Here is a 14,701-nt window from a genome sequence, read left to right as displayed (position 1 = left end):
TTGTTTAAAAGACAAACGCCTTGCTGCGCACGATATGCACCTTGCAACTTATCGGGATTTACCCTTGTCTGCCCTCGTTTGGTGCATGGGGCGCCGGTGCGCCGTTCAGGGCGCGCAGCGGCATGCCGAATCGTAAGTTCTTGTTTAATAGAATGAAAATCTAACTCGCGCCAGGTATTTCAGAACAAGGCGACGTAACATTCCTAAAAAGAATAAGACTTAAGGACTTTAATTCCCTTTTAGCTTGCGGGGGTTTTTTGCATGATCGGCACTTCAGGAGCCTAACCATGCAGAACTCATACGCCATCCATCCCGCCCCGCCGGTTCTCAGTGCCGAACTGGCCACCGCTTTGCAGTCTATCGTCACGCCGCACCTGAGCGACCACCTGCACCGGCAGCGGGGCGTTGTCGGCCTGAACCGGTATAACCGCCGCGGCAAGCTGGTGGGCAGCGCACTGACCGTAAAGACGCGCCCCGGCGACAACCTGTTCATCTACAAGGCCATGACGCTGATCCAGCCCGGACATGTGCTGGTCGTGGATGCCGGCGGCGAGCTGTCCAACGCCTGCGTGGGCGAGATCATGAAGCGGTACCTGCAGCAGCGCGGCTGCGCCGGCCTGATCGTGGACGGCGCCATTCGCGACGTGGCGGCATTCGAGAACGACGACTTTCCCTGCTATGCGCGCGGGCACGTGCACCGCGGCCCCTATAAGGACGGCCCGGGCGAAGTCAATGCGCCGGTGAGCATCGGCGGGCAGGTCATCCAGCCGGGTGACGTCATTGTGGGTGATGAGGACGGCATCGTGTCCTTCCCCGCCAGCCAGGCCGACGCGCTGGTGCAAAAGGCGCGCGAGCATGCGGCCAAGGAAGAACGGATCATGGCCGAGATCGCCTCTGGCGCCGAACGCCAGAGCTGGCTGCACCCCGTACTGGAAGCGAAGAACCTGCTGTAAGAGACATCATGACCGCAACACCCGAGCAACAAGATTCCGCCAGGTTCCTGGCCCGGCGCATGAGCGCCATCAAGCCCTCGCCCAGCATGGCGGCCAAGCGCAAGGTGGATGCCCTGCGCGCCGAAGGCCAGACCATCATCGACTTCACCATAGGCGAGCCCGACCTGCGCACGCCCGCGCATATTGCCCGCGCGGGCATTGACGCCATCGAGCGCGGCGATGTGAAGTACACATCTTCGTCAGGCATTCGCGAACTGCTGCAGGCCGTGCAGCAGAAGTACCAGCGCGAAAACGGCCTGTCGTTCGGCCTGGACCAGCTGGTGGTGGGCACGGGCGCCAAGCAACTGATTTTCTCGGCCCTGCAGGCAACGCTGGACGCCGGCGACGAAGTGATCATCCCCACGCCATACTGGGTGTCGTATCCCGACATGGTGCTGATCAACGAGGGGCAGCCGGTCATTGTGTCCACGAGCGAGGCGCAGGACTTCAAACTGACTCCCGAAGCGCTGGAAGCCGCCATTACGCCGCGCACGAAGTGGCTGTTGCTCAATGCGCCCAACAATCCGTCCGGCGCTACGTACACCGAATCCGAGCTGGCTGCATTGCTGGCGGTGCTGGAGCGCCATCCGCACGTGCTGCTGATGGTCGACGAGATCTACGAACACTTTTGCTACGATGGCCGCTATGTGTCGGCGCTGTCGGTAAAGCCGGAAATGGCCCCACGCGTACTGTTGGTCAACGGCGTATCGAAGGCCTATGCGATGACCGGTTGGCGCGTGGGCTACGCGTCCGGGCCGGCCTGGTTGGCCAAGGCGATTTCCACGCTGATATCGCAGTCGACCTCGTGCGCAAGCCAGATCTGCCAGGTGGCGGCGGCCACGGCGCTGACGGCCGACCAGCAATGCGTGGCCGACACCGTCGCCATCTACAAAGAGCGGCGCGACTTGATTGTCGAGCTGCTCAATGGCATCGAATCGATGTCGTGCGCCAGTCCGGCCGGCGCGTTCTATGTGTTTCCCAATATCCAGGGCTTCCTGGGCAAGCGCACCCCCCAGGGCAAGATCATCGCCAACGACCTGGACTTCGTGCATTACCTGCTTGACGCCGCAGGCGTGGCCGTGCTGGATGGCACCGCTTATGGCAACCCCGGCTATATGCGCATGAGTTTTGCCACCGACCTGGACACCATACGGGTCGGCTGCGAAAAGCTGTCGTGGGCATGCGGCCAACTTCAATAACATCGCAAGGAGAAAACCATGAACTTCAAGAAAATTCTGAAGGCATTGCCATTGGTGGCCTGCCTGGGCGTGGCCGGCGTTGCGCATGCCGATGCGCTGTCCGATATCAAGGCGCGCGGCACGCTGGTGTGCGGCACGCTGGGCACGTCCGAGCCGTTCAGCTTCCAGGACCCGGCCACCCGCCAGGTCGTGGGGTATGAAGTCGACCTGTGCAAAGAGATCGCCGATCACCTGGGCGTGAAGCTGGACGTCAAGATGATCGCCGTGGCGGCCCGTATTCCCGAACTGGCCGGCGGGCGCGTCGACGTGGTGGCGGCCAACCTGGGCTGGAGCCCCGACCGCGCCAAGCAGATCGACTACAGCTACCAGCACTACGTCAGCCCGCAGAAAATCCTGATCCGCCGCGACGATGCCGACGCCCTGAAGACCAACGGCGACCTGGCCGGCAAGCGCGTCAGCGCCGTATCGGGCTCGTCGTCCGAGGCCGGCGCCAAGCGCCTGATTCCCGATGTGACCACGGTGACGTTCAAGGACCCGCCCACCGCGTTCATGGCGCTGCAGCAGAAGAAGGTGTCGGGTTTCGTGGGGTCTGAGCTGATGCTGTTGAAGTTCAAGCAAGACGCCGAGCAGTCGCCCGTCAAGCTCGAGATCATCGAAGACCCGCTGTTCGTCGAACCCTGGGGCATCGGCATGGCCAAGGGTGAAGACGGCCTGCGCACCGAAGTGAACAAGGTGCTGGCCGACCTTGAAGCATCGGGCAAGATGCAGGCGATCTTCGAACGCTGGTTCGGTCCGGATACCAAGTTCCCGACCAAGCGCGTGTTCAAGGTCGAAGAAATCAAGGGTTGAGCCGGCGGGGCGGGTAGCTGCTTATGAACTACACATTGGATTTCGGTGCGTTACTGAGTAACGGCTACCCGTCGCTGATTCTTGGAGGGCTGGTCACCACCCTTCAGATGACCTTGTTCGCCTGGCTGCTGGCCTTCGGCCTGGGCAGCGCCCTTGCGGTGCTGCGCATGCTGAACATACGCGTGCTGAACTATGCCATCGCGGTATACGTGGCGTTTCACCGCAATGTTCCCATGCTGGTGCACATTTTGCTGTGGTATTTCGGCGTGGCGTCCATCGTGCCGCCGGCCATCAACGATGTCATCAACCTGGTGGGCGGAGAATTCTTCTACTCATCGGTTGCCATCGGCCTGGTTACCGCGGCGTATGTCAGCGAAGATCTGCGCAGCGCCATACGCGCCATTCCGCGTGGCCAGATGGAAGCGGCGCGCAGCCTGGGGCTGGGCTATCTGCAGGCCATGCGCAAGGTGATACTGCCGCAGGCGTTCAAGATATCGATTCCGCCGCTTACCAACCAGACGCTGCTGCTGTTCAAGAACACCAGCCTGGCCATGGCCATCGGCCTGATCGAACTCACCGGGGCGGGGCGCGAGATCGAATCCGCCACATTCAAGACTTTCGAGATCTATTTCGTCGTGACGGTGCTGTACCTGGCAATTTCGCTGCTGCTGATGGCCGGCGGCGCCCATTTATCCAAGCGGGTCGCGTACGTGGCCAGGACCCGGTAGGCCGTCATGCTGGAAATACTTTCTGATAACTGGCTGTTGCTGCTGGTGGGCCAGTGGCCCCATGGCCCCATGGGCGGCCTGGTGGCAACAGTGGGCCTGGCGCTCGTGAGCCTGGCGCTGGCGTTTCCGCTGGGCGTGCTGCTGGCGCTGGGGCGCATCAGCTCGCTCAAGGTGTTTTATTGGCCGGCCACGGCCGTGGTGTACCTGGTGCGCGGGTTGCCGCTCATCATGTTCATCTTCTGGGCGTACTTCTTCCTTCCGCTGCTGATAGGCAATTCCGTCAGCGGCGTGGTCACCATGGCCGCCGCGCTGATCATCTACGAAGGCGCCTACCTGGCCGAGATCATCCGCAGCGGCATCCAGGCGCTGCCGGCCGGCCAGATGGAAGCGGGACGCTCGCTGGGCCTGTCGCACATGCAGGCCATGCGCAAGATCGTGCTGCCGCAGGCCTTGTACAACACCATTCCCAGCATGCTCAGCCAGTTCATCTCGACGGTGAAGGAAACATCGCTGGGCTTTGTGATCAGCGTGCACGAACTCACGTTCGCCGCGGCGCAGGTAAACAATATGCTGCTGACCAAGCCGTTCGAAGTGTTTGCGCTGCTGGCGCTGACCTACTTCGTGCTCAACCTGATTCTTACCGGCATCGTCAAGCTCGTTGAGGCCCGCATGGGCGGAAAGCGCACCGTGGCTGCCTAGGCTTTGTCTAACATGATCGAATTCAAGAACGTCAGTAAATGGTATGGCGATTACCTCGCCCTCGACGATATCAACGCCAGCGTGCGACAGGGCGAAGTCCTGGTGGTGTGCGGGCCGTCCGGGTCGGGCAAGTCGACGTTGATCCGCACCATCAACCGGCTTGAACCCATCCAGAAAGGCAGCATCCTGGTCGACGGGGTGGATGTTTACCGCTGTGGGTCGCTCGATGAAATGCGCAGCCATATAGGCTTTGTGTTTCAGTCGTTCAACCTGTTCCCGCACATGAACGTGCGCGAAAACCTGATGATGGCGCCGGTGCTGCTCAAACGCATGGGCAAGAGCCAGGCGCGACAGCATGCCGAGGCCCTGCTCGAGCGCGTGGGCCTGGCGCACAAGGCCGACGCCTATCCGGGCGAACTGTCGGGCGGCCAGCAGCAGCGCGTGGCCATTGCGCGCGCGCTGGCCATGAAGCCGCGCATCATGCTTTTTGACGAGCCCACCAGCGCGCTGGATCCCGAAATGGTCAACGAGGTGCTGCTGGTGATGAAGTCACTGGCGGCCGAAGGCATGACCATGGTTTGCGTCACGCACGAAATGAACTTTGCCCGGGACGTGGCCGACTCTGTGTGGTTCATGGACGCCGGACGCCTGGTCGAGCAGGCGCCGCCCGCGCAGTTCTTCGCGCAGCCGCAAACCGAACGGGCGCGCAAGTTCCTGGCCGACATCAGACACTGAGCCCGCCGCCATAGGGGCGGGTAAAGTCGCATACGTCGCGCGCGATGCGCGCGATTTCCCGATAGAACATCGGATTGGATTGCCGGGCGTACATGGCGCAGTACATAGACGTAGGCAGCGGCTTGGTGGTGCGCACCTGCACCAGCTTGCGGCTCTTGAACAGGTCTGAAAAGTACCCCAGCGGAATACAGGCCACGCCCAGGCCGGCCACCGTCAGGCCCACCATGGCCTGCAGGCTGTTGATGGTGAACAGGTTTGTCTGCGCCGTGTAGGGCGCCAGCCATTCGTCATAGATAACATTCAGGGCCGAATCCGGGTCCTGCCTGATGACGTTCATGCGGGATATGTCTTCCGGCGTGTAGACCTTGGCCGGCGAAATCAGCGCCGGGCTGCCTGCCCAGCCGAAGTCCACCTGCGCAAGCGGCTCGCTTTCCAGGTGGGGGTTACGGATTTCCCAGTGCAGAATGGCCATGTCCAGCTGGCCGCTCAGCAGGTTCTGCTGCAGGTTCCACGCCATGCCGATCTTCAGCTGCACCGCCAGTTCGGGAAACGCCGCGCGCAAGGCCTGCATCAACTGGGGCAGCCACGTCATGGCGGTAATTTCGGTAATGCCCAGGCGCAGCGAGCCCGTAAAGGGCTTGAACCCCTTCATCTTCAACAGCATCTGGTCGCGCCGCGCGAGCAGGTCGGCAGCCAGTTCCAGCAAGTCTTCGCCGGTGCGCGTCAGCGTGGCCTTCTGGCCGCTGCGATCGAAGATCTGGATGTTGAAACTGGTTTCCAGTTCCTGGATGCGCTTGGTAATGGCCGACTGGGTGGTATTGAGGCGTTCGGCCGCATTGGCGAAGCCGCCCAGCTGCACTACCCAATAAAGCGCCTCGATTTGCTTGAAGGTCAGCATGGCAACGCCGGTAGCCGTGGTTGGGGCAAATTGTAGCCCCGCCCTGTGTGGCAGGCGGGGCGGCGCTGATCGGCGCCGCCCGGGTTGCCCGTGGCTTTACAGTGCGCCCGCCAGCGCCGGCAGCCACAAGCTCAGGGCAGGGACATACGTCACCAGTAACAGACATATCAGCATGGCCACGTAAAACGGCCATATCGTGCGCGTGATCTGTTCCATGGTGACGCGTCCCACCGCAATGCCCGCAAACAGCGTGGCCCCAACAGGTGGCGTCACCAGCCCGATGGCCAGGTTCAACACCATGATGACGCCGAAATGCACGGGGTCGATACCCAGCTCCATGATGATGGGCATAAACACCGGCACGCAGATCAGCAGCATGGGCGTCAGTTCCATGAAGATGCCCAGCACCAGCAAGGCGATGTTGGCCAGGATCAGGAACACGGTGACGTTGCTGGAATACGCGAGGAACAACTCAGCGATCTGCTGCGGCACGCGTTCCAGTGCCATCATGTAGCCGAAGGCCGATGCGGTGGCCATCATGATCATGATGATGCCGCAGGTGCGAACCACGCCCGTCAGCAGCTTGGGCAGGTCTTTCCAGCGGTAGTCCCGGTACACGAACATGGTCACGGCCAGCGCGTACACGCACGCCACACCCGCGGACTCGGTGGCGGTGAACACGCCGGACAGGATGCCGCCGGTGATGATGACGACCGTGATCAGCCCCCATCCCGCGTCGATGAAGCGGGCGCGGATCAGCCGCAGGCCTGTGGCCTCGCCGCGAGGAAAGTTATGCCGGTAGGCGTAGTACAGGCATAGCGCTGCCAGGCACAGGCCCAGCAGCAGGCCGGGCAGGATGCCGGCCAGGAACAAGGCGGGCACCGACACCATGCCGCCGGCTGCCAGTGAATAGATCACAAAATTATGTGAAGGCGGCAGGATGGTGGCCTGCAGCGAGCCGGTCATGGTGATGTTGGTGGCAAAGGTGCGCGGATAGCCGTTCTTTTCCATTTGCGGAATCATTACCGAGCCAATCGACGCGGTATCTGCCACTGTCGAGCCCGATATGCAGCCAAACAGTGTCGACGCGCATACATTGACCAGGCTCAGGCCGCCTTTCAGCGATCCAAGCAACGCCTTGGCCAGGTCTACCAGCCGGCGCGCCATGCCGCCTTCGGCCATGATGGCGCCGGCAAGAATGAACAATGGTATGGCCAGCATCGGCACCTGGTTGGTGCCGTCCACCAGCTTGATCACCAGCGCGGCAAACGGGATATCGCTTACATACGCGGCGGCAGCCGCTGCCGCACCCATTGCGAAGGCCACCGGCATGCCCATGACCAGCAGTGCCGCAAACACCAATAGCAGAACGTATGTGGTCATGGTCAGTCCAGTTGCAGATCCGCTTTGTCTTGTGAGTTTTCTTCGAGCCGCTGCGCCAGCAGGTTGGCCAGCACCATCAGCGCCATCAGGCCGAAGCCCAGCGGCACTACCGCGTACACGACCGCCGCGGGCAGGGCCGGCACTTCGGGCAGGCTCTGGCCCAGCGTGGACTGGACGAGTTCCCAACTGGCCACGGCCATTGCCACCAGCAGTGCAAGCAGCAGGACGTGCACGACGTTGGCGTTGATAATGCGCAGCCGCGCAGGCAGCATGTTGGTGAAGGTGTTGACGCACACATGCAGCCGGTCTGCCATCGTGACGGCCGCCGACAGGAAGGTAAACGCCACCAGCAGGATCGCCGCCACCGGCTCTATCCACCCTATGGGGGCGTTCAGCCCATACCGCGCTGCCACGCCCACCGGTATCAGTATGGCAATCAACGCCAGTGAAATCGCGGCCAGGAACATCGAGATGCTCCTGGCCCAGCAAGCAAGCTTCTGCATTTGCGTAACCCGGGCGGCCGTGGGCTCAGATGGCTTCGATAGCCAGGATCAGGTCTTGGTGCTTCGCGCCATACTTCTCGCGCACCGGCGCGGTTTTCTCGCGCAGCACATCCTTGCCCTGGAATTCAATCACTTCCACGCCCGCCGCGCGCATGTCCTGCAGCGCTTGCCCGTCGGCCGCCTTCCACAGTTCGCGTTGGCGCTTTTCTGCTTCTTTCGCGCTTTGTTTTACGGCTTGCTGCTGCTGCGGGGTAAGCTTGTCCCAGGCGCGTCGCGACATGACCAGCACGTCGGGAACGATCAGGTGTTCGGTCAGTGAATAATGCTTGGCTACCCGGTGAAACGAGGCCGCCACCAGCGTGGGCGCCGCGCCTTCTGCGCCGTCCAGCATACCCGTCTGCATGCCTGCGAACACATCGCCAAAACCCAGCGGCACGCCGGCGGCGCCCATGGCTTCAATCGCGTCAGACAGAATGGGGTTGGGAATGACACGGATCTTCTGGCCTTGCAGGTCTTGTGCAGTTTCTACCTGCTTCTTGGTGGTCAGCATGCTGCGCGCGCCCGCGCCGATCCATGTAAGCGCAACCAGACGCGAATTGGGCTGATCGGTAATGCGATCGAGCAACTGGTCGCCAAGCGGGCTCTCGATCAATCGTTCGAGATGCGCCTGATCCTTGAACAAGTAGGGCAGGGCCAGTACGTTCAGCTCGTCCACGATCGACGCCAGCACCAGCGCGTTTACGCGGCTGAGCTGGATCGCGCCAAGCTGGGTTTGTTCGATGGTTTCCTTTTCGTTGCCGAGCTGGCCGCCCGCATACACTTGTATCTTGAGCTCGCCATTGGTCTTTGCGCCGAGCAGATCCGACATCTCGGTCAGCGCTTCAGTGGTGGGGTAGCCAATCGGCAGGGTTTCGGCCAGCTTCAGGGTCGTGGCGGCTTGCGCGGGCAGCATCGCCATACCCACGGCGAACGCGCCAGACATTACAACCGAAAGCATGCTGCGACGGGAAATCTTCATTACTCTCTCCAGGCAATTTTTTGTTGTGCTGTCGTTATGCAGTAAGTCAGGTAACCCCCTGACAGGGCTGTTGCATGTGTTCAGACTGCCAGATACCCGCCATCTACCGGGATGATGGCGCCTGTAATAAAGCCCGCCGCCTCGGTGCACAGAAACACCGCCACCGTCGCGATGTCATCGGGGGTGCCCCACCGGCCCATGGGCGTACGCTCCAGAATGGCCCGATTGCGCGCCGGATCATCTTGCACACCCTGGGTGAACTTCGTGGCGATCCACCCCGGCGCGATCGCGTTGACTCGGATACCCTCGGCCGCGTAGGCAATGGCAAGCGACTTGGTCAATTGCGCCACCGCGCCCTTGCTGGCCGAATAGGCAGGCACCAGCGGGCCGCCGAAGTAGCTGAGCATCGACGCCATGTTCACGATCACACCGCCTGTTTTTGCCAACAGCGGGCGAGCGGCCGAGCAAACGCGCATTGTGCCGGTCAGGTTGATGCCAACCACGTGTTCGAATGAATCGATCTCGTGCTCTTTGCCGCGCTGGATGGCGCCGGCGCAGTTCACGACCACGTCGAGCCTGTCCAGGCTCGCCAGGACGCTATCGACGTCGCTGGCGCGGCTGACGTCCATGACAGCGACTTCCACCTTGTCGCTGACTTCCGCGTCAGCCGTGCTGCGCGCGGTCGCCAGCACGCGGGCGCCCAGGCCGGCCATGCGATCGGCCACGGCTGCGCCTATGCCGCGCGTGCCGCCCGTGACCAATACCCGCTTGCCGGCGAATAGATCGGATTGATATGTCATTGCCCTGCTCCGTCATCATGATCCGCCCGCCCATGACACTTGAGGTCTGTTGAGGGGCGGCTGGAAGTTCGTGTTGATCCTATGACATTTGTGTCATATAAGACATAAGCGTTTTCCCCGTGTGCGGGGCGACGATTATTCGAAGCAGTCGGGGTGCCTGTCCAGGACGCGGCGCGCCATGTTGAAGAACGCTACCTTGGTGTGCTTGGGCTTGATCAGCCAATCGTGCGCCTGCCGGCCTTTCTGGGGGTCGATGGGCTTGATCTCGCCGGCCGCCATGCTCATCAACTGCAGGCGGGCGGCTCGTTCGAACGTCACTGCCAGCATGCAGGCTTCCTCTACCGATCCGCCTGCCACCAGCAGTCCGTGGTGCGCCATCAGCAGGGCCCGCTTGCCATTGAGCGCTTGGGAGATCATGTCGCCGTCTTCGTTGCCGAACGGCACTCCTGGCCAGGCGCCGACGAATTCCACATCTTCGTACAGCAGGCAGTTGTCCATATGCGAGATAACCAGCGGCTGTTCAAGCTGGCTGAGCGCCGCCGTATACATGGCATGCGTGTGGATAATGCACTGAGCGTCCGGCCGGGCACGGTAAACCCAGGAATGAAAGCGATTGGCCGGGTTGGGCATGCCTTTGCCCTGCAGCACGTCGAGGTCTTCGTTGACCAACAGCAGATTGCTGGCCTTGATTTCGTCGAAGGCCAGGCCGAAACGTTGCGTGTAGTAGGTGCCCGGTTCGGGGCCCCTGGCGGTAATCTGGCCGGCCACGCCCGAGCCGTGGCCGTGTTCATGCAACACCCGGCAGGTAAGGGCGATTTTTTGCTGAATCGTGTATTCGTCCTGGTCGTCGAACGACGCCAGGAGTTTTTCCTCTGCCTGCTTGAGCAGTTGTTCTTTGTTTTCCGCGAAAGTCGTGGCCATTGAAGCTCCTTTGCTGCCTTGCCGGACGTACCGCCGGCGCGCGCAGGCGCGGCCCGGCAGTCGGGCCGTGCGCACGGGCAATACACGTAAAATCCAGTTCCGGCACACTTCTCGGTAGAAACGTGATAGTTTGTGTGCCGTGAATCCAGTATGACACAAGTGTCCTACAGGACATGTGGGTATTTCGCCATACTTCGGGAAAGTACTTACCCGGCGCGCCAGTGGGCAGCCGCCGCCGTGCCCGGCCGAAGTTGGTTATCAAAAAAATGGAGATAGGGCGATGTCCGCAACGCTACGGGTGCTGAGAGTCCAGTCGGGATTGACGCTGGAAGAACTCGCCGCCCAGACGAATCTCACGCGCAGCTATCTGTCCAAGATCGAGCGCGGGATCTCGACGCCGTCCATCAGTTCGGCGTTGCGCATATCGCGGGCGCTGGATGTTCCCATCGAGTCTCTGTTCGACACCGATGAGCCGACGGATTCGGTGTCAGTCATCCGTGATCCGTTAGCACGCGGGGGCAACGCCACGGGCGCCTTGCAATTGGTGGCGGGCGCCTCGCCACGCTGGAATATGCTGGCCTTCGTGATCCACCCGGACGATGCCCGATCGCCAGCCAATCCCACCGGCCATCACGATGGCGAAGAACTGGTCTACGTGCTGGCTGGGCGGGTCGAGCTGCAACTGGTCAAACGCAAGGAAGTGCTCGAGACAGGAGACTGTGCGCACTTCGATTCCACGGTGCCGCACAAAATATCGTCGCTCAGCGGCGCGGATGCAAAGGTATTGATTGTGATATCGCCGCGTAAAACGCCGCAGAAGCGGCGCGAGTCCAAGCCCGCCAGGCCTGGCCGCGCCGCGCGTCCGGACGAGTTGGCCGGCGCGCGAAGCGGCGCGAAAAGCCGCCCGCGCTCATAAGTCACCCTAGGGTCAGGGCCCGCAATGCGCGGGCCCGCTGCCGCTCAATCGACGGTGGCGCCAGAGCGCTTGACCGCCTTGCCCCACTTGTCGACTTCGGTTTGCACGAAGCGGCGACCTTCTTCCGGCTGGTAGATAAGCGGCTGGCCGCCGCGTTCGGCCAGCGCGCGCGACATCTCGGGCGACCGGAGAATGGCGTTGATCCGCTCGTTCAGGTAGTTCACGACGTCCGCAGGTGTTTTTGCGGGGGCGAACACCATGGCCCAGCCTACGGCCTCGAAGCCCGGCAGGCCCGATTCGGCCACCGTGGGCACTTGCGCCAGTTGCGGCACGCGTTCGCGCGTGGTTACGGCCAGGGGCACCGCCGCCTTCGATTGCACGTGGGGCAGGGCGGCGGTAACCGAGTCCACCATCAGGGGCACGTGGTTGCCCAGGAAGTCCGCCTGCGCCGGGCCGCTGCCCTTGTAGGGGATGTGGCGCAGTTCGACGTTGGCGTCGGCCTTGAACATCTCGGCCGACAGGTGCTGCGTGCCGCCTATGCCGGCGCTGGCATAGGCCAGTTCGTCCGGGCGCGCCTTGGCTTGCTCAATAAGCTGCTGCAGCGACGTGATGCCGCTGGCGGGCGTGGCCAGGAACACCAGCGGCACGGTAAAGATGCCGCCTACCGGTGTGAAGTCGTTGCGCAGCGAATAACCCGGATTGCTGTAGAGCGTCTGGTTGACCGCGGCGGCGCTGCCGCCCACGACCAGCGTGTAGCCGTCCGGAGCCGAGCGCGCTACGTACTGCATGCCGATGTTGCTGCCCGCGCCCGCCTTGTTTTCGACGACCACGGGTTGGCCGATGTCTTTGGCAAGACGTTCGGCCAGCATACGGGCGAAGATGTCGGTGGCCTGTCCGGGAGGAAAGGGCACGATCATGTTGACCGGCCTGTCGGGGTAGGCCGCTTGCGCGGCGCCGGCTGCGGTAATGAGAACGCCGGCTGCGATGGCGGCCAGGCGCTTGAATCGATAAGACATAACGCACCTATGGAGTGAAGTGACGGGCGGCATTGTAGCGACAGGCCGGACTGCGCCGCCCGCGGCTTCAGACCATGGATTCGCCGTTTTTCCGGGCGCGTCGCAGGTCGCGCCACAGGGCCACGACCAGCAGGGCCAGGATGGCGGCCGAGATCACGGGCCAGATCAGTATGTATAGCGTCAACATAGAGGTCTCCTTTGCTCAGGCTTGCGCCGGTTGGGGGGCGGGGCGCGGCGAGATGGCGTCAGGCTGGCCGTCATCGTCCTCCTGGAACGAGGTCACGCGGTCTGCCAGCACGCTGAAATCGAAGCGCTCACGGCTGCGCAGGCTGAGCGCCGTGCATACCGCTGCGCTGACGCCGTACGCGGTCAGCGACCCGGTCAACACGATGTAGTCGCGCAGGAAGCCCAGGAAGAAGGGCGTCGCCACGGCGGCGGCCAGTACGCCCACCACCAGCGCGACGCGGCGGCCGAAGAACCCGAACGCCATCAAGCCCAGCACCACGCCAGCGCCTATGCCGGCGCAGATCTCATAGAACACCGCGATTGCGCCTTCAATGGGCACCAGTTCGAAACGCACGATGGTAAACAGCACGACCGCGGACAGCACCGACCATACGAACGCGCGGTTGTCCACGCGGTCCCAGAAGAAGCTGGCGATGACGGGGAACACGATGGCGCCCCACAGCGCGCCGACGAACACCAGCATGACCAGGATGTCCAGCCGCAGGCTGGCGAAGATGACGCCGGCCATGGTCGCCACCACCATGGTGGCGCGGCCCCACCACAGCATGCGGCGCGGATCCGGGCGATTGCGCGCCAGGTTCTTCGCATAGATGTCCGTCATTACAATGGCCGAAAGCGCGGCAAGGTCGGAGTCGGCCGTAGACGAAAGCGAGCCGATCACCAGTATGAAGAACAGCGCAATGCCCACCGGCGGCAGATATGCCGAGGCCATTTGCGGGATGATGTTGTTCATGTTGCCGTCGGCCGGCTGCAGGCCCACGAACAAGGCCAGCAGGCCCAGCATGCCCAGGCCGATCACCACCGCGCCGTAGCCTATCGTGGCGGTCAGAAAGGTGGGTTTGATCAGGTCCTCGCGCACCGCGAAAAGCCGCTGCGCAATGGTCTGGTTGCCGATCGCATACGCCAGCACCGCCACGAAGTAAGGGGCGCCCTGTTCCAGGATCGCTTGCGGCGAATAAAAGCTTGCCTGCTCGGGCGACAGCCGCCACATGTTGGACGTGATGACGTCAGTGCCGCCCGCGTTGAAGAAGATCAGCGGAATAATGACCACGGCCGACAGGATCATCGCCACCAGTTGCGCGAAGTCCGTCATCACCGATGCGCGGAACCCCGACCAGAATGAATACGACAACACCCCCAGTCCGGCGATCAGCACACCCTGGATAAACGTCAGCGGGCTCAGGATGGATACCAGCGCGCCGGCCGCAGTGAAGTTCACCATCAGGCTGATGCAGCTGCCCACGATATTGGAGATCGCCATGATCATCTGGCTGGATGCGCCGTGGCGGGCGTGCATGATCTCGGCCAGCGTATGGGCCTTGGGGGCAAGCGCACGGAAGCGCCGGCCGAACGGGTAGATAAACAGAATCATCAGCGCGCCCCACAAGCCGTAATGGATGGGGCCGGACAAGCCGTACTTGAACCCGGAAGTGGCGCTGGCGTAGAACGATGCCGCCCAGATCCAGGTAGCGATCATGCTGGCGGCCGACAGGCCGAAGCCGACCGCATTGTTCGACGTCATGTAGCCATCTACGCTTTCCTGGCGTTTGCCGATGCATAGCGACATCAGGAAAGTCAGGCCGTAGAACCCTATCAATAACAAGATTGCCGTAGAGGCGGACAACTGAAAAAACTGCGTATCCTGCATTAGGTGGTCCTTGCTCCTTTGCAGCGACTCGCCGTCAGGCGGGTGCTATGCGCCCATGCCATTTCGCGCTACGCGATGGGTGGCAACTACCCCATTGGCGCGCTGAAACACGGCTCGTACGAACGGTACGCGCGAGCAATATGTGCGGAC

General features: G+C 62.3%; 16 protein-coding genes. 7 read left to right on the top strand and 9 right to left on the bottom strand.

Annotated elements, in window-relative coordinates; genetic code table 11:
• Positions 1 to 287 precede the first annotated feature (287 nt).
• From CAL18_RS16255 to CAL18_RS16230, 6 genes are read left to right on the top strand one after another with little or no spacing between them, the layout of a single operon-like run.
• Entirely contained in the window at positions 288 to 953 is a 666-nt protein-coding gene (locus CAL18_RS16255) for an RraA family protein (protein ID WP_094797428.1), read from the top strand.
• Positions 954 to 961: 8 nt separating this feature from the next.
• Complete coding sequence (locus tag CAL18_RS16250) at positions 962 to 2,191, top strand: aminotransferase class I/II-fold pyridoxal phosphate-dependent enzyme (RefSeq protein ID WP_094818325.1); 1,230 nt, start codon at positions 962 to 964, stop codon at positions 2,189 to 2,191.
• An 18-nt stretch (positions 2,192 to 2,209) separates the two neighbouring features.
• Positions 2,210 to 3,040, top strand: coding sequence for an ABC transporter substrate-binding protein (locus CAL18_RS16245; RefSeq protein WP_094818324.1), 831 nt, complete (start codon positions 2,210 to 2,212; stop codon positions 3,038 to 3,040).
• A 23-nt stretch (positions 3,041 to 3,063) separates the two neighbouring features.
• Positions 3,064 to 3,768, top strand: a complete 705-nt coding sequence (locus CAL18_RS16240) for an amino acid ABC transporter permease (RefSeq protein WP_026641415.1) — start codon at positions 3,064 to 3,066, stop codon at positions 3,766 to 3,768.
• Between the two features lie 6 nt (positions 3,769 to 3,774).
• On the top strand, positions 3,775 to 4,467 hold the full coding sequence (locus CAL18_RS16235) for an amino acid ABC transporter permease (protein WP_026641416.1): 693 nt from the start codon (positions 3,775 to 3,777) through the stop codon (positions 4,465 to 4,467).
• A 12-nt stretch (positions 4,468 to 4,479) separates the two neighbouring features.
• Positions 4,480 to 5,202 carry an amino acid ABC transporter ATP-binding protein gene (locus CAL18_RS16230; RefSeq protein WP_026641417.1) on the top strand — a complete coding sequence of 241 codons (723 nt, stop codon included), beginning with the start codon at positions 4,480 to 4,482 and terminating at the stop codon, positions 5,200 to 5,202.
• Here the strand turns inward: CAL18_RS16230 and CAL18_RS16225 are convergent.
• From CAL18_RS16225 to CAL18_RS16200, 6 genes are all read right to left on the bottom strand, one after another.
• A complete protein-coding gene (locus CAL18_RS16225) occupies positions 5,192 to 6,100 on the bottom strand; it encodes a LysR family transcriptional regulator (protein ID WP_094797426.1) in 909 nt (302 codons plus the stop codon). The genes CAL18_RS16230 and CAL18_RS16225 overlap by 11 nt on opposite strands.
• A 96-nt stretch (positions 6,101 to 6,196) precedes the next feature.
• On the bottom strand, positions 6,197 to 7,483 hold the full coding sequence (locus CAL18_RS16220) for a TRAP transporter large permease (protein ID WP_094818323.1): 1,287 nt from the start codon (positions 7,481 to 7,483) through the stop codon (positions 6,197 to 6,199).
• Positions 7,484 to 7,485: 2 nt separating this feature from the next.
• Positions 7,486 to 7,986 (bottom strand): TRAP transporter small permease, encoded by a 501-nt coding sequence (locus CAL18_RS16215; protein ID WP_094818322.1) that lies wholly within the window; start codon positions 7,984 to 7,986, stop codon positions 7,486 to 7,488.
• Between the two features lie 25 nt (positions 7,987 to 8,011).
• On the bottom strand, positions 8,012 to 9,004 hold the full coding sequence (locus CAL18_RS16210; protein WP_094818321.1) for a TRAP transporter substrate-binding protein: 993 nt from the start codon (positions 9,002 to 9,004) through the stop codon (positions 8,012 to 8,014).
• Positions 9,005 to 9,084: 80 nt separating this feature from the next.
• Entirely contained in the window at positions 9,085 to 9,804 is a 720-nt protein-coding gene (locus CAL18_RS16205) for an SDR family NAD(P)-dependent oxidoreductase (RefSeq protein ID WP_026641422.1), read from the bottom strand.
• A gap of 135 nt (positions 9,805 to 9,939) precedes the next feature.
• Complete coding sequence (locus tag CAL18_RS16200; protein WP_026641423.1) at positions 9,940 to 10,725, bottom strand: aldolase; 786 nt, start codon at positions 10,723 to 10,725, stop codon at positions 9,940 to 9,942.
• 280 nt (positions 10,726 to 11,005) lie between these two features.
• On the opposite strand from CAL18_RS16200, the gene CAL18_RS16195 reads away from it, so the two are divergent.
• Complete coding sequence (locus CAL18_RS16195; RefSeq protein ID WP_094818320.1) at positions 11,006 to 11,641, top strand: XRE family transcriptional regulator; 636 nt, start codon at positions 11,006 to 11,008, stop codon at positions 11,639 to 11,641.
• Between the two features lie 44 nt (positions 11,642 to 11,685).
• Here the strand turns inward: CAL18_RS16195 and CAL18_RS16190 are convergent, their stop codons facing one another.
• The 3 genes from CAL18_RS16190 to CAL18_RS16185 form a co-directional block, all read right to left on the bottom strand.
• On the bottom strand, positions 11,686 to 12,657 hold the full coding sequence (locus CAL18_RS16190) for a Bug family tripartite tricarboxylate transporter substrate binding protein (RefSeq protein ID WP_026641424.1): 972 nt from the start codon (positions 12,655 to 12,657) through the stop codon (positions 11,686 to 11,688).
• 67 nt (positions 12,658 to 12,724) lie between these two features.
• Entirely contained in the window at positions 12,725 to 12,844 is a 120-nt protein-coding gene (locus CAL18_RS19780; RefSeq protein ID WP_212589910.1) for a putative transporter small subunit, read from the bottom strand.
• 15 nt (positions 12,845 to 12,859) lie between these two features.
• A complete protein-coding gene (locus CAL18_RS16185) occupies positions 12,860 to 14,551 on the bottom strand; it encodes a sodium:solute symporter family protein (protein WP_026641425.1) in 1,692 nt (563 codons plus the stop codon).
• Between the last annotated feature and the right edge of the window lie 150 nt (positions 14,552 to 14,701).

Source organism: Bordetella genomosp. 7 (genome assembly GCF_002261415.1).
Taxonomy (GTDB): Bacteria; Pseudomonadota; Gammaproteobacteria; order Burkholderiales; family Burkholderiaceae_B; genus Bordetella_A.
The sequence above is the reverse complement of the archived record's forward strand: the minus strand, read 5'-3'. Positions and strand labels throughout refer to the sequence as shown.

Excerpts from the sequence above, each read along its gene's own strand:
- CAL18_RS16255 (WP_094797428.1), top strand. The coding sequence starts at position 288 with ATGCAGAACTCATACGCCATCCATCCCGCCCCGCCGGTTCTCAGTGCC.
- CAL18_RS16250 (WP_094818325.1), top strand. The coding sequence starts at position 962 with ATGACCGCAACACCCGAGCAACAAGATTCCGCCAGGTTCCTGGCCCGG.
- CAL18_RS16245 (WP_094818324.1), top strand. The coding sequence starts at position 2,210 with ATGAACTTCAAGAAAATTCTGAAGGCATTGCCATTGGTGGCCTGCCTG.
- CAL18_RS16240 (WP_026641415.1), top strand. The coding sequence starts at position 3,064 with ATGAACTACACATTGGATTTCGGTGCGTTACTGAGTAACGGCTACCCG.
- CAL18_RS16235 (WP_026641416.1), top strand. The coding sequence starts at position 3,775 with ATGCTGGAAATACTTTCTGATAACTGGCTGTTGCTGCTGGTGGGCCAG.
- CAL18_RS16230 (WP_026641417.1), top strand. The coding sequence starts at position 4,480 with ATGATCGAATTCAAGAACGTCAGTAAATGGTATGGCGATTACCTCGCC.
- CAL18_RS16225 (WP_094797426.1), bottom strand. The coding sequence starts at position 6,100 with ATGCTGACCTTCAAGCAAATCGAGGCGCTTTATTGGGTAGTGCAGCTG.
- CAL18_RS16220 (WP_094818323.1), bottom strand. The coding sequence starts at position 7,483 with ATGACCACATACGTTCTGCTATTGGTGTTTGCGGCACTGCTGGTCATG.
- CAL18_RS16215 (WP_094818322.1), bottom strand. The coding sequence starts at position 7,986 with ATGCAGAAGCTTGCTTGCTGGGCCAGGAGCATCTCGATGTTCCTGGCC.
- CAL18_RS16210 (WP_094818321.1), bottom strand. The coding sequence starts at position 9,004 with ATGAAGATTTCCCGTCGCAGCATGCTTTCGGTTGTAATGTCTGGCGCG.
- CAL18_RS16205 (WP_026641422.1), bottom strand. The coding sequence starts at position 9,804 with ATGACATATCAATCCGATCTATTCGCCGGCAAGCGGGTATTGGTCACG.
- CAL18_RS16200 (WP_026641423.1), bottom strand. The coding sequence starts at position 10,725 with ATGGCCACGACTTTCGCGGAAAACAAAGAACAACTGCTCAAGCAGGCA.
- CAL18_RS16195 (WP_094818320.1), top strand. The coding sequence starts at position 11,006 with ATGTCCGCAACGCTACGGGTGCTGAGAGTCCAGTCGGGATTGACGCTG.
- CAL18_RS16190 (WP_026641424.1), bottom strand. The coding sequence starts at position 12,657 with ATGTCTTATCGATTCAAGCGCCTGGCCGCCATCGCAGCCGGCGTTCTC.
- CAL18_RS19780 (WP_212589910.1), bottom strand. The coding sequence starts at position 12,844 with ATGTTGACGCTATACATACTGATCTGGCCCGTGATCTCGGCCGCCATC.
- CAL18_RS16185 (WP_026641425.1), bottom strand. The coding sequence starts at position 14,551 with ATGCAGGATACGCAGTTTTTTCAGTTGTCCGCCTCTACGGCAATCTTG.